Source organism: Schaalia sp. JY-X159 (genome assembly GCF_014525425.1).
Taxonomy (GTDB): Bacteria; Actinomycetota; Actinomycetes; order Actinomycetales; family Actinomycetaceae; genus Scrofimicrobium.
This window is the reverse complement of record NZ_JACEXI010000001.1, coordinates 467,960-488,219: the sequence shown is the minus strand read 5'-3', so window position 1 is coordinate 488,219 and position 20,260 is coordinate 467,960. Positions and strand designations below refer to the sequence as shown.

The 20,260-nt window shown below is 59.4% G+C and carries 20 protein-coding genes and 1 tRNA gene; 18 read left to right on the top strand and 3 right to left on the bottom strand.

Annotation, left to right across the window (positions count from 1 at the left end):
* Positions 1-15 precede the first annotated feature (15 nt).
* The 16 genes from IDL90_RS02195 to IDL90_RS02120 all read left to right on the top strand — a co-directional run bounded on the left by IDL90_RS02195 (position 16) and on the right by IDL90_RS02120 (position 17,693).
* A tRNA-Pro gene (locus IDL90_RS02195) sits at positions 16-92 on the top strand.
* A gap of 178 nt (positions 93-270) precedes the next feature.
* Complete coding sequence (locus IDL90_RS02190; protein ID WP_187994169.1) at positions 271-525, top strand: helix-turn-helix domain-containing protein; 255 nt, start codon at positions 271-273, stop codon at positions 523-525.
* Between the two features lie 4 nt (positions 526-529).
* A complete protein-coding gene (locus tag IDL90_RS02185; protein ID WP_187994168.1) occupies positions 530-1,699 on the top strand; it encodes a tyrosine-type recombinase/integrase in 1,170 nt (389 codons plus the stop codon).
* Positions 1,700-1,788: 89 nt separating this feature from the next.
* Positions 1,789-2,337, top strand: a complete 549-nt coding sequence (locus tag IDL90_RS02180) for a hypothetical protein (RefSeq protein ID WP_187994167.1) — start codon at positions 1,789-1,791, stop codon at positions 2,335-2,337.
* 18 nt (positions 2,338-2,355) lie between these two features.
* A complete protein-coding gene (locus IDL90_RS02175; RefSeq protein ID WP_187994166.1) occupies positions 2,356-3,006 on the top strand; it encodes a hypothetical protein in 651 nt (216 codons plus the stop codon).
* A gap of 189 nt (positions 3,007-3,195) precedes the next feature.
* Positions 3,196-4,281: a hypothetical protein gene (locus IDL90_RS02170; protein WP_223175110.1), complete on the top strand. Its 1,086-nt coding sequence runs from the start codon at positions 3,196-3,198 to the stop codon at positions 4,279-4,281.
* Complete coding sequence (locus IDL90_RS02165) at positions 4,278-5,102, top strand: GSU2403 family nucleotidyltransferase fold protein (protein ID WP_187994165.1); 825 nt, start codon at positions 4,278-4,280, stop codon at positions 5,100-5,102. The genes IDL90_RS02170 and IDL90_RS02165 overlap by 4 nt, the downstream gene beginning before the upstream one ends.
* 122 nt (positions 5,103-5,224) lie before the next feature.
* On the top strand, positions 5,225-5,806 hold the full coding sequence (locus IDL90_RS02160) for a type IV toxin-antitoxin system AbiEi family antitoxin domain-containing protein (RefSeq protein ID WP_187994164.1): 582 nt from the start codon (positions 5,225-5,227) through the stop codon (positions 5,804-5,806).
* Between the two features lie 1,005 nt (positions 5,807-6,811).
* A complete protein-coding gene (locus IDL90_RS02155) occupies positions 6,812-7,213 on the top strand; it encodes an NYN domain-containing protein (RefSeq protein ID WP_187994163.1) in 402 nt (133 codons plus the stop codon).
* On the top strand, positions 7,210-9,171 hold the full coding sequence (locus IDL90_RS02150; protein WP_187994162.1) for an N-6 DNA methylase: 1,962 nt from the start codon (positions 7,210-7,212) through the stop codon (positions 9,169-9,171). The genes IDL90_RS02155 and IDL90_RS02150 overlap by 4 nt, the downstream gene beginning before the upstream one ends.
* Positions 9,168-10,667 (top strand): class I SAM-dependent DNA methyltransferase, encoded by a 1,500-nt coding sequence (locus IDL90_RS02145; protein WP_187994161.1) that lies wholly within the window; start codon positions 9,168-9,170, stop codon positions 10,665-10,667. Before IDL90_RS02150 ends, IDL90_RS02145 begins: the two co-directional genes overlap by 4 nt.
* A complete protein-coding gene (locus IDL90_RS02140; protein WP_187994160.1) occupies positions 10,664-12,157 on the top strand; it encodes a class I SAM-dependent DNA methyltransferase in 1,494 nt (497 codons plus the stop codon). The genes IDL90_RS02145 and IDL90_RS02140 overlap by 4 nt, the downstream gene beginning before the upstream one ends.
* A complete protein-coding gene (locus IDL90_RS02135; RefSeq protein WP_187994159.1) occupies positions 12,154-13,302 on the top strand; it encodes a restriction endonuclease subunit S in 1,149 nt (382 codons plus the stop codon). The genes IDL90_RS02140 and IDL90_RS02135 overlap by 4 nt, the downstream gene beginning before the upstream one ends.
* Complete coding sequence (locus IDL90_RS02130) at positions 13,302-16,238, top strand: type I restriction endonuclease subunit R (protein WP_187994158.1); 2,937 nt, start codon at positions 13,302-13,304, stop codon at positions 16,236-16,238. The genes IDL90_RS02135 and IDL90_RS02130 overlap by 1 nt, the downstream gene beginning before the upstream one ends.
* Positions 16,225-16,404, top strand: coding sequence for a hypothetical protein (locus IDL90_RS02125; RefSeq protein WP_187994157.1), 180 nt, complete (start codon positions 16,225-16,227; stop codon positions 16,402-16,404). The genes IDL90_RS02130 and IDL90_RS02125 overlap by 14 nt, the downstream gene beginning before the upstream one ends.
* Positions 16,405-16,406: 2 nt before the next feature.
* Positions 16,407-17,693, top strand: a complete 1,287-nt coding sequence (locus IDL90_RS02120; protein ID WP_187994156.1) for a hypothetical protein — start codon at positions 16,407-16,409, stop codon at positions 17,691-17,693.
* Positions 17,694-18,050: 357 nt separating this feature from the next.
* Here IDL90_RS02120 and IDL90_RS02115 read toward each other — a convergent pair whose 3' ends face one another.
* From IDL90_RS02115 to IDL90_RS02105, 3 genes are all read right to left on the bottom strand, one after another.
* Positions 18,051-18,194, bottom strand: a complete 144-nt coding sequence (locus tag IDL90_RS02115) for a hypothetical protein (protein WP_187994155.1) — start codon at positions 18,192-18,194, stop codon at positions 18,051-18,053.
* Between the two features lie 86 nt (positions 18,195-18,280).
* Positions 18,281-18,835, bottom strand: a complete 555-nt coding sequence (locus tag IDL90_RS02110) for a hypothetical protein (RefSeq protein ID WP_187994154.1) — start codon at positions 18,833-18,835, stop codon at positions 18,281-18,283.
* Between the two features lie 108 nt (positions 18,836-18,943).
* Positions 18,944-19,312 (bottom strand): hypothetical protein, encoded by a 369-nt coding sequence (locus tag IDL90_RS02105; RefSeq protein ID WP_187994153.1) that lies wholly within the window; start codon positions 19,310-19,312, stop codon positions 18,944-18,946.
* A gap of 14 nt (positions 19,313-19,326) precedes the next feature.
* On the opposite strand from IDL90_RS02105, the gene IDL90_RS02100 reads away from it, so the two are divergent.
* Positions 19,327-19,611: a hypothetical protein gene (locus IDL90_RS02100; protein WP_182140709.1), complete on the top strand. Its 285-nt coding sequence runs from the start codon at positions 19,327-19,329 to the stop codon at positions 19,609-19,611.
* A gap of 132 nt (positions 19,612-19,743) precedes the next feature.
* Positions 19,744-20,241 (top strand): hypothetical protein, encoded by a 498-nt coding sequence (locus tag IDL90_RS02095; protein WP_182140710.1) that lies wholly within the window; start codon positions 19,744-19,746, stop codon positions 20,239-20,241.
* The last annotated feature ends 19 nt before the right edge of the window (positions 20,242-20,260 follow it).

Genomic DNA, 20,260 nt, shown 5'->3' with positions numbered 1-20,260 from the left:
GGTGGTTGAAAGAAACGGGCTGTGGCGCAGCTTGGTAGCGCACTTGACTGGGGGTCAAGGGGTCGCAGGTTCAAATCCTGTCAGCCCGACCAAAAAATCGCGGAAACTCAAGGGTTTCCGCGATTTTTCGTTGGTGAGATTTGATCCGGCCATCTAATACCCATCTAAAACCCCTACTGAAACACCTTCTGACCAGTGCTTTGCTCGGTTCGCAAAGGTCGCTTGCGGGTGGTTTCGGTTGCTTCGGGGGGTGTGGCGCACCTGGTCTGCATGACCAGCTCAACTTCGCTTCCGCTACCTCTGCCCGACTTGCCGCCGTTGCTCGATATCCGCGAGCTGTCTTCATACTTGAGCGTGCCCGTCTCGACGATTTACGACTGGCGCTCGCGCGGCGTCGGCCCGCGTGCGTACCGCTTCGGCAAACACCTCAAGTTCGCTGTCACGGACGTGACCGAGTGGATCGAAGCGCAGCGCGACCCCGCGCCGTCTCCAGGGTCTGTGCCGCCTCAACTGCCTCGACGGTGACGCTGTGAGCCGCCCGCGCCTGACGATTGGTACCTACGGCGAAATCACGACCCGTCATCGACCCAGCGGCCGCATCGAAGCTCGTGCACGCTATCGCGATTGGGACGGTGCCACCCGGCTGGTGCAGGCAAGCGGCGACAGCCCGGCCGCTGCAACCCACGCGCTCAAAGCGAAATGTGTCGACCGGAACCTGATTGCACCGAGTACGGGATCGCTCACCGCTGACAGTCCATTCCCTGATCTGGTCGTGTACTGGCTCGAAGACATAGAGCTTGAGGATCGGCTCGCGACCGTCACCCGACAACTGTATGAGCGAGACATGCACACCCTTGTGCTGCCTGCGTTCAAGGATCTGACGCTGCGCGAGATCGGGGTGGCCCGCTGCGACCAGTTCCTGAAGCGGCTGGCGAAGGATTCGTACTCGAAGGCGAAGCATGCTCGTGTCGTGCTGCGACTTGCGCTCGCGTTGGCGGTGCGACACGAGGTGCTGCTGCGCAACCCCGTCGATCATGTTGCGCGGTTGCATCGGGACGCGCGGGTGCCGGACGCGTTCACCCCCGAAGAGATCACTGCAATCCGTGCGGCGATCGCATATTGGGAAGCGGGGCGTGACGTTTCGGGGCCGAAGCCCGATGGACAACTCGGTGCAATCATCGAGGTCATGCTGGGTACGTCGGCGCGCATCGGTGAGGTGCTCGCAATCCGCCGACGGGATATTGATCTGAGCGTGCCGTCCGTACGAATCACTGGAACGATCATCAGCCCGAAAGGCGAACCGACGACGCGACAGGATCACCCGAAGACCGCGCGATCGCGACGCACGATTCAACTTCCTGGGTTTGCCGCGACGGCCGTGCAGTTTCGATTGAAGCAACTCGACACGATCGACCCCGACGCACTGCTATTCTGCTCGCGCGGAGGCACTCCGCTGACGACGAACAATGTGCGCCGCCAACTCCGCCATGTCATGAACCTGGCAGAGATTGAGGGCGTGACTCCGCACAAGTTCCGCCGCACTGTCGCGACCACGATCAACGAAAGCGCGGGTGTCGAATTGGCATCTCAGCTGCTTGGGCATACCGACCCGGCAATCACGATCAAGCACTACATCCGCCGCAACGAGACCGTCGACCCCACGACTGCGGGCCTGCTGGAAAAGGCGTTCGGATCATGATCAGTATTTTGGGTGGAAGATTTACCTCGCGAAACGAAACGTACTCAGATAACATTAGCTGTGTACGAAACGTATCAGGAGGTGATTACGTGAAAGCTCTAAGGCCAAAGGCTGCCGCCGAGAAGCGAAGTGCCTTGTACCGGGGGCATGCTGAGGGGCGGTGGGACCGCATCGGCCGAGGCATCTACTTGCCCGCAGACGCACCCGCGATCGATTGGGATCAGCTTGAAGCCGCAACCCGACGACCGGAAGCGACAATTTGTCTACTTTCTGCTCTCGCTCGCTACGACCTCACCGATGCGATTCCAGACGCCCTGGACGTCGCAATGCCACGCGGAATGCGTACACCAATGACCGAGAGTGCAATTCGCTGGCATCGCTTCGATGCGGCGACGTTCAAGCTTGGGCGAGACGAGATCTTGATTCCGGGCAGCTCGCAGCACATCGGTTTGTACAGTGCAGAGCGCACGATTGTCGACTGCTTCCGCCTTCGATCGACTGTCGGGTACGAAGTAGTTCGCGACGCAACCAAAGAATGGCTCCGCCGCGGCGGCAAGCCCGCCGAGCTGATGGCATTCGCCACACAACTCCCTCGAGCTAAAGCCCCGCTCCTGCAAACCTTGGAGGTAATCACGTGACCGGCGGGGGGTAACGCTGTGGTGGGCTTCGGCGCACTGATCCGCACCGCGCTGGCGGAGCTGGTTGCACGGAGGCAGGTGTTCCACTCAGAAGCTGACTTCCAGCATGAGCTCGCAGTGCAGATCGCGCGGCTTGACCGGGGCGTGGAACTGCGGTTAGAGCGGCCGGTGCGGGTGCCTGGAGCGCGACCGATCAACCTCGACATCCTTCTACGCCGCGGCGGTGTGCAGTACGCGCTCGAACTCAAATACATCACCGCAAGGCTTGAAGTGAGCGTCGTTGACGAAGAGTTCATGCTGAGGTCGCAGTCTGCCCAGGATCTGCGTCGCTATGACATCCTCAAGGATGTCATACGAGTCGAAACGCTCATCGAAGCTGGTGTCGTCGCAGGTGGTATGTCCGTCACTATCACCAACGACCGTGGGATGTGGAGCGAGACCAGGAAGATCGGCCCCATCGACGAAGCCTTCCGGCTGCATCACGGCCGTACCGTCACCGGGAACCTTGCATGGGGTGCGCACGCCGCGGCTGGTACTGTTCGCGGTCGAGAATCGGCACTCGTGTTAGGCGGCAGCTACACGCTCGAGTGGGCGGCGTACTCGCGGGTCGATGCGCAGCGAAACGGGGAGTTTCGCATGCTCATCGCGGAGGTCGGGGCGGGGCGATAGGGCATCATGTCAGCACTCGGCCGCAGTCCGGGTCGGCTGAGTGCTGTGCAGCATTCTTGCGTTCGTGAAACCCCTCGTCTCCGCAAGCAGCGGAATCTATTAGTTTTCAGAACGCTATGATACGATGTTCTGAAAATGGCGTAATTCCGCTGACGTTGGAACGTCATAGTTATCAGAACGAGGTGAAGTATGAACCGTGACGAGCCGAAATCAGAGCGCGAAATCCTACGACGCGCCATCGAAGCTATCTCCAAGCGCTTGCCCACCGGGTGGTTACTTGAGGAACAGTATGACGTGGTCGGCGCGAACGATCTTCGAGCCGATGCAGCGCTTGCAATCGTCGCGCCTGACGGTGCGAACACGCGACTGGTTCTAGAAGCAAAGCGAATGGTCGAACGCCGAGATGTCGGCGTTATTGCCGACAGGCTAGAAAGCTTGGCGGGCATCGACGGCAGGCCCGTCTTGGTCGCAAAGTACCTCACAACGCAAGTGCGCGCCGACCTGACCGAAAAGGGCATTGGGTATGTCGATGCGACTGGGAATCTACTCATAACTGCCGGGCAACCGGCGATCTTCCTTGCTGATCGTGGCGAGGATCGCGACCCATGGCGGGGCACGGGTCGCCCACGGGGCACGTTGCGTGGTGACCCCGCTGCGCGGGTTGCGCGCGCTCTCCTGGACTTCGATCGCAAGTGGCGCATACGCGACCTTATCGACACCTCAAGCGCGTCGACCGGCGCTACTTACCGGGTGCTCGAATACTTGCAGCAAGAGGGACTTGCGGAGCGCGACGACGACGGCACAGTGCGAGTGCCTGACTGGCGACGCTTGCTCGAAGCCTGGGCAGAAGATGCCGCATTCTTGTCCACGAACCGTACTGTTAAGTGCATTGAACCGCGAGGAACCGAAGCGTTCCTGGGGAAGCTGCGCGAAACAAAGAGCATGCGCTATGCCGTAACAAGTTCTGCTGCCGCCGCCGAATGGGCTCCTTACGCACCAGCTCGCGTCATCTACGTGTACGTCGACTCTGTCGAGGAGGCCTCCAAAGAATGGAACCTTCGCTCGAGCGAGTCGTCTCCGAACGTCATTCTGGTGGAGCCGCGTAAGCCCAATGATGTCGCGTTCGACCGGTTAGCCGAGTCCCAGCGAGGATTCGCCATCGCGGCCCCGGCACAGGTTGCGGTCGATCTGTGGAACGGGCCGGGCCGTAACCCTTCAGAAGCGCAGGAACTGCTTGCGTGGATGTCGGCGAACGAGAGCGAGTGGCGCAAATGACCGACCCAGAGGTCGTAAAGGCGCGGCACGCCTTGCTAGATGCATTAGACGCGCTCGGCTCACATAAAGAGGCTGTCATCCTTGTTGGCGCACAGGCGATCTACCTGCACACCGGAAGCGCCGAAGTCGCACTTGCCGAGTTCACGACCGACGCCGACCTCGCTATCGATCCCGAACTTCTCACTGATCACCCGCTGATCGAGGCAGCGATGACCACGGCAGGATTCAGCCCCGATCCTGATCCATCAGCACTTGGAACCTGGCGGTCGCGCGACGGCGTACCAGTAGATCTGCTCGTTCCCGACGCCGTTGGAGGCGCAGGTCGACGATCAGCCGAACTGCCACCCCATGGAAAGCAGGCCATGCGTCGAGCAGTGGGCCTTGAAGCCGTGCTCAAAGACAATGCACCGATGCTGATCTCAGCACTCGATCCGGCTGATGCGCGATCGTTCACGATCAGAGTTGCCGGTCCAGCCGCGTTGCTAGTCGCAAAGACGCACAAGGTAGCTGAGCGCATCAACAGCCCAAAGCGATGGGACGCAAAGGACGCGCACGACATCTATCGACTCCTCCGAGCCATCGACACACACGTGCTGGTCGCCTCGCTAAAGGTGCTTGCCAGCGACCCGATCGCGGCGTCCGTCACGAAAGCTGCTATCGATTCGCTTCGCGATCTCTTCGCTGCAGGTGACGACGCGCCGGGGTCACGGTTCGCGGGGCAAGCCGAAGAGTTCATCGGAGACCCAGCCCAAGTCGCACTCGCGGTAAGCATTCTCGCCCAAGACCTGATAACCAGTCTCGATGCAGGAAGTGCCGAATAGGATCCATCCCATGCATCGTCATATGCCCGCTTCATATTCGGCTTAGTCAGCTCTGATCGATGATCAAAAACAGTAACAGATAGGGTAGATGTGTAACGATATCTGTCAATCGGGAGGGTGTCATGGATGCTGCGTCACTTCGCGACCTCGTGGGGTATCAGGATCTCGCCAGCGCGGGGCTGACGCGCAGACAGTTCGAGCGTCTCGTCGAGGCTGAAGAATATGAACGGATCGCACCCGGCCAGTTTGTGCGCTCCGGTGCAACGGATGACACTACGGCTGCGTGGATGGCGATCGCAACGAAGCGGCCGCAAGCGACGCTCTGCCTGCTGACAGCACTATCGATTCACGACCTCACGGACGAGATCCCAGCGCGGAGCAACATCGCTATTCCGCGTGGCGCGAAGCCGCTGACAGCTTGGACCGCGCCAATCGCGTGGCACCACTTCGATGCCGCGACTTTCGACATCGGTCGGGCTGAGCATGCCCTACCTGATGGGCGAGCGATTGGAATCTATGACCCAGAACGCACGATCATCGACCTGTTTCGGCTCAGGCACGAGTGGGGTAGTGACATCGCAATCGATTCACCCAAACGCTGGCTCTGCGTGCGGAAGAGCAGCTCATCCCAGCTCTTGGTTATGGCCGATAACTTCCCGAAGGCGAAGCCTGCCTTGCAGAACGCTCTGGAGATCCTGCTGTGACACATCACGAGGAGACCATTGGTTCTCACGAAGAACGGGTCGACGAAATGGGAGAGTGCGAGTACCTTGTAGGTAAGGGATCGACTGCTGTCGCGGGCGTGATGCCCTGGACATGCGGTAATCGCGTTGAAGATGACGGTCCTGCAAATTTTGCGGCACCGTAACATCGACCGCAAAATCGGCGGAATCAACGGTCATGCCGAATTGGCGGGACCGTTGGCCGTAGGAAAATCTTGTAGATCTCGCATTACCTACTACCGCGCAGATCGCTTCCTTGCACGCGCGAAAGTTCAGAGTCTCCATGACCGACGCCTTCCCAAATCGAACGACTCTTCTGATGAAGAGGTACGCACAGTCACCTAGAGTTGCCAAGCCTCTGGCTGATTGAAGTTCGCCGTACCGAAACCGAGCTCTCCGACGTCTCAAGGGCCACTGATTCAGACACCGGACTCACGATCTGCCAGACGGGTGGCACTGTGAACTGACCGCGTCTGCGATTTCAACGACCGCCTCGTCAGGGCACGTGACCGCGACTTGCAAGAGGCGTGGTGACTCAGGTAGTTACAGCCGTCAGAGAAATCATGGTTTTGTTGAACCATCTACCGGGAACTCGTTGTCGGTGCCCTACTCGGGTTCACTCTGTTCGCACCGAAGTTAACCGCAGTTCAGGCCCAGGCGGCTCGCTGCCCGTGCCCGTGCCCGCATAGAGCGGACTGATGCCACGCGTCTTGCAGATCACGGATCAAGCGCCTGGTAGCACGATTTGCCAGAAGCGTGGCAACTTCGCGTGACCGCATTGTGGAGGTCAGATTCACACCGCAAGCATCTGTGAATCAAATACACGCTTGCGTTTTGAGAAGTGCTATGTCATTCTTGAGTCACTCCAAAAATCTGGGGATCCGATTCACAACAAGAATAGGTGCTAGAATGTTTACATCCACTGTGGGGCTTCGGCGCCGCATTGTCCTGATTGATATCGAAAACATTGCGAGAGGCTAGATCAGGATGGCTCAGCAAGTGCGCGACGCCCAACACGTACTCACCGAAGTCGCGGCTCTCGATTTCGATGTCGACCACATCGTTGTGGCAAGCGGTCGCGCAAGCGCTGAAATTGCTGGTTTCGAGTGGAGTGGTCAACGTCGTTTCGTATTCCGGCCTGGGATCGACGGCGCTGATCTCGAGCTGCTTGCGATACTCGAGACAGAACGCATCGCTGATCGCTTCACTGATGTTCTCCTCGTGTCGGGGGACGCGATTTTCACCGACGCCGTGGCTGCACTTGGCGCTCAGGGCGTCACCGTAACGGTGGCGTCCCGCCCCGAATCGTTGTCTCACCGACTTCGGATGGCCGCATCGCACACCATCGAGCTCAACTACGAATCCGACTCAGTTCTAGAGGCAGCATGACCACCCCGTTAAGCGAGGGCCTACTTGCGCCTAGCGACATCGCCGAACTTGCTGGTGTTTCTCGCGCCGCCGTCAGTAATTGGCGTAAGCGCATGAGCGACTTCCCCGACCCTGTGGGTGGGAGCGCAAGCAGGCCGCTATTTGCGGCACCCGACGTCGCAGCGTGGCTCGCGGCGCACCCAGAGAAGCAGAAGAGCGCAGTAACCGCTGGACACGACACCAAGACATGGGAGGCGCGCCTATGGGGTGCGGCTAACCTCTTCCGCGGGCGCGTTGCTGTCCATGAGTTTGGTGTGCTTCTCCTGCAAACGGCACTAGAAGTCACCGAAGGAAAATCTTCTTACCCACCTCATCACGGCGATCAGCGTTCGGTTGACGAGCTACGACTCGCCCTCGAGAGCGTGCCTCCTGAGGAACTCCCCGGCGCGATTGATGGAATCCTTGAACGCACGTCTCGATCACTCGGTAAGGCTGCTGGCGAGAATGGATTCGTCGGGTCCCGAACCAGCACGCTGCTGGCCTCGCTGGTCTCCGACACTAAAGGTGGGACACTGTACGATCCCGCCTGCGGGATCGGTGTGGCCCTTCTCGAAGCTCTCGATATGGGCTCACACCCAGCCCGCGTGGTCGGAAATGACATCAACTCGGCAGCAGTGGAAATCGCCCGTGGCCGTGCAACCCTGCGTGGCGTCGACCTAGAACTCAGCGTTGCCGATGTGCTCAAGGCTGACCCCGATCCTGACCTGCGTGCGGACGTTATTATCGCGGAGCCTCCGTTTGGGTTGCGAGTCGACCGCGAGACCACCATGGTCGACCCGCGTCTCCGCTTTGGGATTCCACCGCGCTCCAGCGGTGACTCCTTCTGGCTCCAGCACGTGGCAGCGCACCTGGCGCCAGGCGGCATCGGTTACGTCCTCACCTCGCCCGGTGTGCTCTTTCGCGGCGGCGCAGAAGCCGTGATTCGCAGGAACCTCCTGCTTGGCGGTTGGGTGCGAGCAGTCGTGGCGCTGCCCGAAAAAATGTTGCCACAGACATCTATCGCGCCGGTGCTGTGGGTTATCGGTGATCCGGAGACGTCTTCTCGCAGCGAGGTGCTCCTCATCGACGCGTCCAAGGTGGAAGCACCTGAGAACGATGTCGTCAAATGGCTGACTGACGAAGCGTCGCTCGTTGACGTCCCCCACGCACTCGTATCGATCGATGAGCTGGCGTCCGACAATTCCGACCTCACCCCTGCCCGATGGGTGCTGCCCGAAGACGTCGACAGTGCCCGGTTGGTCACCGACTTTGATCTAGCTAGAACCCAGTTACTGCAGGTCTCCACTGACCTTCCTTCCACGGTGCAGCAAATGGAACCACCGCTAATCGTTGGTGAGTCACAGGTGCTGACTGTCGCTGAGCTTATTGAGGCGAGGGCGATCGAGGTCGCCGCTGCGCGCCCGTCGCGGCAAGGTGAGCCCGATTTTGACGACCGGCGTGTTGACGCCAGTGCGGTTCGGACCCAGAACCTTGTGCCTGTCGCGGGTCTGCAGACAGCCGACGGACGGGACGTACTCACACAGCCCGGCGATGTGCTGCTGACCACGGTGGACAGAGTTCGGGCAGTTGTCGATCACGAAGGTGGACACTTCCCTGTGGGAAGTGTCTCCCGCATCCGGGTCCTCGACCAAACAAAACTGGACCCTTACTACCTGGCAGACGTGCTCACGGGCGAGTGGAACCTCAGGTTTGCCGCCGGAACCACCATCCAGCGCGTTCCGATAAGGGAGATCGAGATCCCTGTTCCTCCGCTCGAGGGGCAGCGCGCCATTCACAACTCCATCAGCAAAGCACGCGAAGCGAGGCAACTCGCGGAGCTAGCATCTGAAGCCGCCGGTAGCCTGACAGCTGTGATTCTCAACGCCGTTCGCCATGGCGTGTCCTTGACCAGCACGACCCCCGAAAGGCGCACACGATGAACGCAAGCCTCACCCTTTCTGAGCTTGAGTCATACCTCGCCGGCGCTGCCGACTTGTTACGCGGGAGCATCGACCAGGCCGACTTTAAGGCCTACATTTTTCCACTGATGTTCTTCAAGCGGATCAGCGACGTCTACCTCGAAGAGCTCGCGAAGGCTCTTGAAGAATCCGACGGCGACCACGAGTACGCGTCGTTCGAAGAGAACCACCGGTTTGCGATCCCAGATGGCAGTCTGTGGGATGACGTTCGCGCACGCACCGAGAATATCGGCACGGCGCTGCAGACGGCGCTCCGTGAGATAGAGAAGGCGAACCCCGAGACGCTGTACGGCATCTTCGGCAACGCGAACTGGACAAACAAAGACAAGCTGCCCGACCGCAAGCTCGCTGCCCTGCTCGAACACTTCTCAACGAAGACGTTGAGCAACGCGAACGTCGCCCCTGATGTGTTCGGCAACGCGTATGAGTACCTGATCAAGCGCTTCGCCGACCAGTCCAACAAGAAGGCAGGCGAGTACTACACGCCCCGCTCAGTCGTCGGCTTGCTGGTCAACATTCTCGACCCGCAGGAGGGCGAGAGCGTCTATGACCCCGCGTGCGGTACCGGCGGCATGTTGATCGAAGTCATTGAGCATGTGAAGGAATCGGGCGGTAGTCCCAAGACACTCTGGGGCAAGCTCTACGGCCAAGAGAAGGTACTAGCGACCTCTGCCATCGCGCGCATGAACCTGCTGCTGCACGGTGTCGAAGACTTCAAGATTGTCCGCGAAGACACTCTCCGCAACCCTGCGTTCTACACAGGCAATAGCCTCGCACAGTTCGACTGCGTCGTCGCGAACCCGCCCTTCTCGCTTAAGAACTGGGGTGATGTTGAATGGGCAAGCGACAAGTGGGGCCGCAACGCACTTGGTGGTGTGCCGCCGAAGGGATACGCCGACTGGGCGTGGGTGCAGCACATGCTTACCTCAACAAACCCCAGAACCGGCCGCGTCGCGGTTATACTGCCGCAGGGCGCTCTGTTCCGCCAAGGTGCCGAAGCGCGCATCCGCACCCACATCCTCAAGGCTAAAAAAATCGAAGCTGTCATCGGACTTGCGCCGAACCTCTTCTATGGCACGGGCCTCGCCGCCTGTGTGCTCATCCTGCGGCAGCAACGTCCGGCCGAGCAGCAAGACAAGGTGCTCTTCATCAATGGCGAAGACCTGATGAAGAAGGTCCGCAGTCAAAACATCCTCGAGCCCAAGCACGCCCAAGAGCTGTTCGACACCTACCGCGGTTTCACCGACCTCGAAGATCGTTCCCGCGTCGTCGACCTTGCCGAGATTGAGGCCAACGACTTCAACCTCAACATTCCGCTTTACGTGGCCCCCGCCGACTCCGGCGAGAAGATCACCCTCGCCGATGCCCTCGCCAACCTCGAGGCAGCCCACGCACAGGCCGCGGAGACCCGTAAAGCGCTTGAAGCTGAGCTGGCGAAGTGGGGGTTGAGCGCATGAGCGGCAGGATCACCCAGCGCGAGCTCGAGAGCTATCTTTGGGGCGCTGCCGTCGTGCTGCGGGGCCTCATCGACGCCGGCGATTACAAGCAGTACATTTTTCCGCTGGTCTTCCTCAAGCGCATTTCCGATGTGTACGACGAGGAGCATGCTGCGGCGCTCGAAACCTATGGTGATGAGGAGTTCGCAGACCTTCCCGAGAACCACCGGTTCGCGATTCCTGATGGATGCCACTGGAACGACGTGCGCGAAGTCACCGAGCAGATCGGCACCACCGTGTTGCGGGCCATGCGTGCAATCGAGTCAGCCAACCCAGACACCCTGCATGGGGTGTTCGGTGACGGCGACTGGGGCAACAAGAACCTCTTGCCCGACGCCACGCTCGCCGAGCTGATCGAGCACTTCTCGACCCAGACACTGTCGATTGCGAATCTGCCCGAAGACGAACTCGGCAACGGGTATGAGTTCCTCATCAAGAAATTCGCCGACGACTCCGGCCATACCGCGCAGGAGTTCTATACGAACCGCACCCTCGTGCACCTGATGACGCTCATGCTCGAACCGCAGCCCGGCGAGTCGGTCTACGATCCCACTTGCGGCACTGGAGGCATGCTCATCTCTACCGCTGCCGAGGTGAAGCGTCAGGGCAAGGAGTGGCGCAATCTCAAGCTCTACGGGCAGGAGCTCAACTACGGAACATCCGCCATCGCCCGCATGAACCTGTTCTTGCATGGCATCACCGACGGACAGATTGCCCATGGCGACACGCTCACTCGCCCCGGCTTCCTCAACAGCAAGGGCGGGTTGCAGACCTTCGACGTCGTGCTCGCGAACCCGCCGTACTCGATCAAGGCATGGGATCGGGATGCCTTCGCAAGTGACCCCTATGGACGCAACATGTGGGGCGTGCCCCCACAGGGCCGCGCCGACTACGCCTTCTTTCAACACATCGCCAAGAGCCTCGACCCGAAGACTGGGCGTGCCGCGATCCTGTTTCCGCACGGAGTGCTTTTCCGAAAGGATGAGGCAAAATTACGGGAAGCTCTTGTGGAAGCGGACCTTGTCGAGTGCGTGATTGGTATGGGAGAGGGGCTTTTCTATAACTCCCCGATGCCTGCCACGGTCGTGATCCTTCGGACCCGCAAGCCAGCGGACCGCAACGGCAAGGTGCTGTTCATCAACGCGGTCCACGACGTCGCGCGCGAACAGGCACAGTCGTTCCTGTACGAATCGCACCAGTCCAAGATCCTGAACGCGTATCGGAGCTTCGCAGACGTGGATCACTTCGCCGCCGTTGCAACCCTCGACCAGATTGCCGACAAACGGCATAGCCTCGCCATCCCGCTGTACGTGGCGGGGGCGACGGCTGCGGATACTGAAGAGCATGTCGACATGGTAGATGCGCTCGCGTCATGGCGAGAGGCGGCGGATGTCTCTAATCGCGCTGTCGTCGACGTGCTTGCTCTGCTCCGAACTGAGGTGAGGGTATGAGCCTGAATCTCGATACCACTGCTTGGGAACGACGTTCGCTAGGCGACATTGCGCGAGCATCCAAAGAAAAGATCGACCCGACGGATGGAAGCGTCGACCGATTCGTTGCCGGAGAGCACATGGGCACTGACGACCTCAAGATTCATCGGTGGGGCAACGTCGCCGAGGTCGACCTCGGCCCCGCCTTCCATCGCCGGTTCCACCCGGGCCAGGTTCTTTATGGGTCGCGCAGGACCTACCTTCGGAAGGTCGCGGTCGCAGATTTCGACGGCGTGTGCGCCAATACGACCTTCGTCGTGGAGACGAAAGATAAGAATGTACTCCTGCCGGAGTTTCTCCCGTTCATAATGATCTCGGAGCCATTCCACGCCTTCGCAATCGCTGAGTCAAAGGGATCAGTCAACCCGTATGTGAACTGGTCAGATATTGAGCGGTTCGAGTTCGACCTCCCACCTCTCGACGAGCAGAAGCGCATCGCCGACCTCCTCTGGGCCATTGAGCGCCATCGACTGGAGATTGCTGGTGTTGCTGATTCCCTTTCCAAGGCGTCTGAGACGCGACTCGCGGAGCTCTGGAAGGCCCAAACCGGCAAGGCAGCGATCAGCGACATCGCGGACTGCGTTACGGGATCAACTCCACCGAAGGCTAATGCTGTCTACTGGACCAGCAGTGACGTTCCGTTCTACACGCCATCGGAGATCCAAAGCGACACAATGGCGGTAGCGCGTCAAGGCGTGAGCGTTGAGGGTGCCACGACCGGGAGGTGGCTCCCGCAGTTTTCTGTTGCTGTGGCGTGTATCGGTGGGGACATGGGGAAGTCTGCGGTGATTCAGGAACCTGGAATCTCCAACCAACAGATCACATCTGTAGTCGGGCTTTCAGAGGCGGACGCCTACCTGCTGCAGTCGCTCCTCGCTCATCCGCTTGGCAGACGTGCCATGGAAGCACGGGAGACAACCACCATCGTTAGGAAGCTGAATAAGAGTGACCTCATGAAGGTCGAGGTTCCCTGGCCAGTGAATCGCTCCGACGCGCAACAACTCGTCGAGCGCAAGCGTGCTGCACTTGCACAAACTACAACTGAGCGCGAATCCTTGCGGCAAGCTTCGAATGCAATCCTTGCCGAAATTTTCGGAGGTAACTGATGGCACAGTTTAATGAAGCGAACTCGGTCCGCGACTTCGTCCGCGATCTCGTGAGATCACTAGATGTCCAGTTCGTACCAGGTGCGGAACTTCCACGTCGCCCCGACGAGGTCCTGCTGGAGGGTGCGGTCACGGCCGCACTGATGCGGTTGAACCCAGAGATTGAGGCTGATCCGCGCAAGGCTGATGAGGTTATCCATGTGCTTCGCGCGATTCTGATCTCCGCACGCAGTACTCCGCATCCGGTCGTCGCAAACGAAGAGTTTATGGCGTGGCTGACAGGCCAGAAGTCGATGCCGTTCGGCCCGAACGGTGAGCACACGACGGTGCGCCTGATCGATTTCGACCATCCTGAAGAAGACTCCTCGAATCAGTGGATGATCTCGACCGAGGTCACGTTCCAGATTGGGCGACTCGGCAAACGGTTTGATCTGGTTCTGTGGTGCAACGGCTTCCCCCTCGTGGTTGGGGAGGCGAAGACGCCCATCCGGGCAGCGTATTCGTGGATCGACGGTGCCGCACAGGTGCACGACGATTACGAGGCGAGCGTGCCCCAGTTCTTTGTGCCGAACGTGTTCTCGTTCGCGACCGAGGGCAAGGACTTCCGGTACGGTACGGTCGGCATGCCTGTCGAGCTATGGGGCCCTTGGCGTGAGGAAGTGTCCGACCTCGATGCACCGGCAAAGGTCGGGCTCGAGGTCGTCAAAGACGCGGTAGCGGGTGTGCTGAAACCAGCATCCGTTCTGGACTTCCTGCGGTTCTTCACGGTCTACGCGACCGATTCGAAGCACCGCAAGATCAAGGTGATCGCTCGATTCCAGCAGTTTCAGGCGACGAACCTCATCGTCGAACGCGTGCTGCACGGCAGGGTCAAGCAGGGTCTGATCTGGCATTTCCAAGGTTCGGGTAAGTCGCTGCTGATGGTGTTCACCGCGCTGAAACTGCGCGCGATGGCCGAGCTGACGAATCCGACAATCTTGATCGTTGTTGACCGCATCGATCTCGATACGCAGATCTCTGGCACCTTCAACGCATCCGATGTTCCCGGGTTGGTGTCGGCGGATTCTCGTCACGAATTGCAGACGATGCTGAGTCAGGGCGCGCGCAAGATCATCATCACGACGATCCACAAGTTCGGCGAGGTCGACGGCGTCCTCGATGCTCGGCAGAACGTCATTGCGATGGTCGACGAAGCGCATCGTTCGCAAGAGGGCGACTATGGGCAGAAGATGCGTGAGGCGCTGCCGAATGCGTTCCTGTTCGGTCTGACCGGCACGCCGATCAACAAGCGTGACCGCAACACGTTCATGTGGTTCGGGTCACCCGAAGACGAGGGCGGCTATCTGTCGCGGTACACCTTCCAAGACTCAATCCGTGATGGTGCGACACTGCCGCTGCACTTCGAGCCGCGCCTGTCAGAAATCCACCTCGATCAAGAGAAGATCGATGCTGCGTTCGAAGAACTTGCCGCCGACCGCAACTTGTCCGAGGGCGAGAAGATCACGCTGTCGAAGAAGGCTGCGTCGATCGAGGTGCTTATAAAGGCACCCGAGCGCATCCGTCAGATCGCGAGCGATGTGGTCGAGCACTTCACTACCAAGGTCGAGCCCGAGGGATTCAAGGCGCAGCTCGTCGCCTACGACAAGTCATCCTGCGTGGCGTATAAAGAAGCGCTCGACACGATGCTCCCGGCCGAGGCATCCACCATCGTCATGTCGAAGTCGCGCACCGACCCCGCCTCGTGGGCGGCCTGGACTCCCGCATCCGAGGAACTGGAACGAGTCGTCGCCCGCTTCAACGACCCCGCAGACCCGCTGAAGATCATCATCGTCACCGCAAAACTGCTCACCGGGTTCGATGCGCCGATTCTGCAGACGCAGTACCTCGACAAGCCACTCAAAGAACACACGCTGCTGCAAGCCATCACCCGTACCAACCGGGTGTATCCGCCGCATAAGTCGCACGGTCTGATCGTCGATTACCTGGGCATCTTCGACGATGTCGCGAAGTCGCTCGCATTCGACGATGCCGCGGTGCAGCAGGTGATCTCGAACATCGAAGAGTTGAAGCAGAAGATGGGTCCAGCTATTGCTGCGACGCTGTCGTTTTTCCCGGGTGTGGATCGGACTATCGGCGGGTATGAAGGGCTGATTCAGGCGCAGGCGTCGATCGCTGATGATGGTGTCAAGGATGCGTTCGGGCTTGCATACAGTGTGGTGTCGCAGTTGTGGGAGACGCTTAGCCCAGACCCGATGCTCCGGGTTTTCCGCGACGACTACAAGTGGCTCACCGATGTGTATGAGTCGGTGCGACCTGCAGACATCACCGGGCGACTCGTGTGGCACGCTCTCGGCGCCAAGACGATCGAGCTGATCAACGAGAGCATCCACGTTGAAATTCCGCAGGGTGCTGAGACCATCGTGCTCGACGCGCAAACGATCGAAGACCTCATGACCGGACGGCGCACGGATGTGTCGACCGAGGAGATCGAGAAGCAGATCACCGCACGCATCGCCCGCCACCTCAACAACCCTGTGTTCATCGAACTCGGGCAGCGCCTTAATGTGTTGCGCGAGAGGTACGCCGACATCCAGCAGTCGAGCCTTGAGTTTCTCCGGGACCTGCTCGATCTCGCTAGGGACACTGTCGCCGCGGAGAAGGCCGAGAGCGAGATTCCGCGTGAGGAAAAGGGCAAGGCCGCGTTGACCGAGCTGTTCGAGGCGCTCAAGGGTGACGAGACGCCGATCATCGTCGCAAACGTCGTCGACCGTATCGATGAGGTTGTGAAGGCTGTACGATTCGACGGCTGGCAGTCGACGATCGCGGGCGATCAAGAAGTACGCAAAGCGCTGCGACAGACGCTGTACGTGCAGTTCAAGATCCGCGATAACGATGTGTTCGAGAAGGCCCTTGGATACGTTCGTGAATACTACTGAGCTGCGCTCGTCAGGACAGCCAGAGGCAGTCATGACCGCGATTGTCCAGGTACTCGACGGTTTCGGTACCCTGCACGCCGAGAATGTCGAACGGCTCCCTCCCGTTGCGAAGGACGGTATGTGCCTCCTCACCTGGATGGCAGCCGACGGAACGAAGGCGGGGTAGCGGTGTCATTATTCGCGGGTGGTATCAATTGGCCAGAGGAACTACAGCTTGTCTTCGTCGGCAAGGACGGGGGAGTTCGCAACAGCAAGATCCACGAGGTTCAGGGCAAGTACGTAGCTGACGTCGAGCTTGGTCTCTCCTTCCAGCAAGGCTCGCGTGGAATCGACAATTCAAGAGTCGCCACGACGATTATCGACGGAGAACCGGCGATCGTGCGCGGGCACTCAGGCGGAGGTATGCTCCACCTTTCAGAGGTTAGGGCCGGTTCGGACGCTCTGACCCAGGACTACGCGGCGATCCGTGCCAAGTTCGAACTGCTGGACTCGCTGTCAACAGTCCGCCATGAGGACGGCGTGGCACGAAGCGCGGACGCTGCGATCGTATTGCCGTCGCTTTCATCCGCGCGGTCGATGTCACTTCTGCTCGGCACTGGAGGCGTCGCCGAGATCAGATCGCCAGAGCCTGCACCGATGGAGGAGTACGCCTCCCACCTCGCGGCACTCCAAGACCTGATCGTGTTCGCTACGGATCGGCCTGCGGAGCGTGTCTCTCTCATCGGGGTTCTCGCCGATGGAACTGAGGTCGCAATTCATGGCTGGACTCGATATCCGCCGTTCGGGAGTCGGGGCCGACCGTCAGTCGAGTACCTGCTCAGGTTCGGTGCTGCGTACTTCTCTAGCGTGGTTGAGGGGTGGTGGAGGATGCGGGTCGACATCCGCCCGGTCCCGCAGATTCTTGTGAGTATGATTTACGAGCCGTGGTTCGTCGAGAGCAGTGTCGGTGCGATTGCATCTGCATTGGAGCGCTTCACAAAGCTGAAGTTCCCGCCTCCGATGCCTCCACCCCGTCTCACACCGCAGGATTTTGAGGAGATCGAAGCGCCGCTTTTGGCGTTGCTCCCGACTCTGAATGGGGCGCAGCGCGCGTTCGTCAATGACATTCGAAACGACGCTCGTCGCACTCGATTCGAGGAGTACGTCGACGCGCTCATTGACTCTCTGCAGCCAGCGCACATCACGCAAACGAGGATCAACCTGGCGAACTGGAAGTTGGCGCTCCACGCTGCACGGAACGATATCGCGCACGAAGGAGCGCCAAACCCGGCCAATCCAGTCCTATTCGTAGACGAACAAGAGTCGCGCGCACTCCGCGATGCGACCAGGGTGATTCTGAGCCTCGCAACCCTTGCTCACCTCGATGTACCTGAATCAGTTCTGAATCGAGCTGCCGAGCGTCTGGGCGTGCGATACGGCGTCCGTCATGTCGAATCCGCGATCTACTCGCCTTAACGGGCAGATAATTCTTCGCGATTCAGATCCATATCTGTAGATCCCGGGTGGGCCGTACTCCTTGCCCATCAAGTACCCATCTCAAACACCCGTGACGGACCGCAAGTGACCGGGTAGACTAGCCCAAGGAGAGTCACAAGATTCCCCGTATGACCAGGGAAAACTAGAGATTTTCGCAAGCTTTCGGTGAGGTTAAAAAGCCTCCAAGGGGTCGCAGGTTCAAATCCTGTCAGCCCGACCAGAAACACCCCTCTAACCTGTGAACGCACTGGTTAGAGGGGTTCCTCACCCGCCTCAAACCGCGAGATCGAATAGTATCGACACATAACGCTGTTATTGGTCCCGAAACTGCCGATACTATTCGATCTCGCGGTATGGCCTAACCGGCTCGCTAAGCCCAACCGACTCCTCGACCACCTCCGCGACATCGCCCTCGGATTTCGCAACCTCCAAACCTACATCCACCGCAGCCTCCGCCATACCGGAGGACTCAAACACCACCTACAGCCGCTTTCATGACTCTTCTATTGTGTGCCAAGCGGGAATCTTGTGGGTTTCACTTTTGGCTGTGAGAAGAGCCGGGTAACCTAGTCGAGCATGTTGCGGAGGCGTTCCGCGTGGTTGCGTACATCGACGGCCCAATCTGCATAGGGCTCCTCAGAGAAGGCTGGGCCGCCGTAGAGCTTCTTCGCTGCCTCTCTGCTCGCTTCATCCCGATGCTGAGCCAATGATAGGAAACGTTCCAAGTCAACATCGAGATTACTGACTTCAAGGCGAACAGAGTTGCCTTCGGTGACAACGTAGTGCTGGGTGGGGAACAGGCGGTCAACGTCGAGCGAGCGGCGGACCGCGTTCACCGCCACGGAGAAACGGTTACTGAGAACCGCAGGTGGTTCCCCGGGCCACAGCACTTCCATGAAGACTTCTCGCGAGGTTGCGACACCTTGCATTGCAACCATCATCTTCAATAGCTTCCTCGCCTTGCGTGATGTCCACACCGCAGGGGTGCCGCAGAGGGAGAATACTTCAAAGCCACCAAGCACACGGATGCGCGGACGGTGTTTGGCGCGTTCAGCAGGCAGAAAGTTTCTGAGATTCTCAGCATTTCGGCGCGATCCAGTAAAACGTGCAATCTCTGCCAAGACGGTGATAGTCGATAGCCAGTACCTGTCGCGGACGATCTGATCAATGGGTGGCGGGGTCCTCAGGAGTGTTTCGGCTGATGCCCGGCGCCCTTGCAGCAGCCAGAGCTACGCGAGGGAGGCTGACCAAAGGGGCTGGTCGGGGTAGTTGCGTCGTGAGGCTAAGAAGCCTTCCTCAAGTTCATCTACGCGACCCTGCATCCATCGAATGAGCCCCAACTGACTTGTGTACAGCGCCTGAGCGACCGTACCCTCCTGGGGAGACTGCTCGTACATTGCCTGCGCGTGTTGTTCTGCAAGCGTCACATCTCCGTCAAGAATCAGTCGCAGACAACGGAACCAGAGTGCGGGGTTCGTATAGGGGACGCCGTGCAGGCCCGCAGCATCCACGCGATCCTCAAGAAGCTCAATATCAAGGGAACGAATCTCTCCCAGCTCAAGAAGAGCACCTATGCGGTTCCTCCGAAGACGCCTCACAGGAGACACTGGACGTGCTCAACGATGCTCTTGCAGGTCCAGAAGGTAAGGATGAAAGAGTGTTCGGGACCTCGGATGATGTGGTCCTGCAGGTCATCGAAAGCACATTCTCCAAAGCCAACGCAAAAGCGGAGTGGTCGGGGGAGACCCTCCGCGTCCGCATGGATGGGTCTGTGGAAGATCCCACCAGTCAAACTCCATGTTTAGCCTTGGAAGCACTACTTGTCGACGGTGAGGCGGTCGTTATCGACTACGACGACGGGGAGTTGATTTGTGCAGATCGGTATGACTTCGACTGAAACAGAGGAGATAGGACAATGAGAAAGACCGCAACTTGCTACTTGGCGTTTGCCAGCACTTTGATGCTTGGCATCACCCTGTCTGGGTGTTCCGCAACACCCTAAGGCTAGCAGTCGGATGCGGCCTCGAGCGTGCCGCGTGCAGAACAGGCGACGGAGATTGTTGAAGAGAGCGACGAGGGCGAGGAAGTCGTGGTCGCTGAACCGACAGATCCCCGTGCTTGTTTGAATGGGACTTGGCTTGCTGACAACGAGTTCTTCCTGGCGAGTTTTCGGGAGTTTGGTGATGAGCCGACCTCGGTTACCGGGGAGGTGCACCTTACTTTTGCGGCGGACGGCTCAGTGACGACCGAGTACAGCGGCTGGAGGATAACCATGGTGGTCGAGGGCGGAGAGTCGGTGATTACCCGCAATGGAGTCGATGAGGGCACTTTCACGGTTAACGACGATCGGGTGACGATTCATGAGCACAACATGGGTTCAGTTATGGCGTTGAGTGCAGCGGGTATGGAAATGGTCATTCCCCCCGAACCAGTTGACTACTCCGAAGCGCGCTACATGTGTTCTGCTTCAGAGGCCTCGATCAGTACTCCGGACGGAACAGTGCTCCTTTCGCGTGTGAGCGACTGACTTCGGTGCATACTTGGAA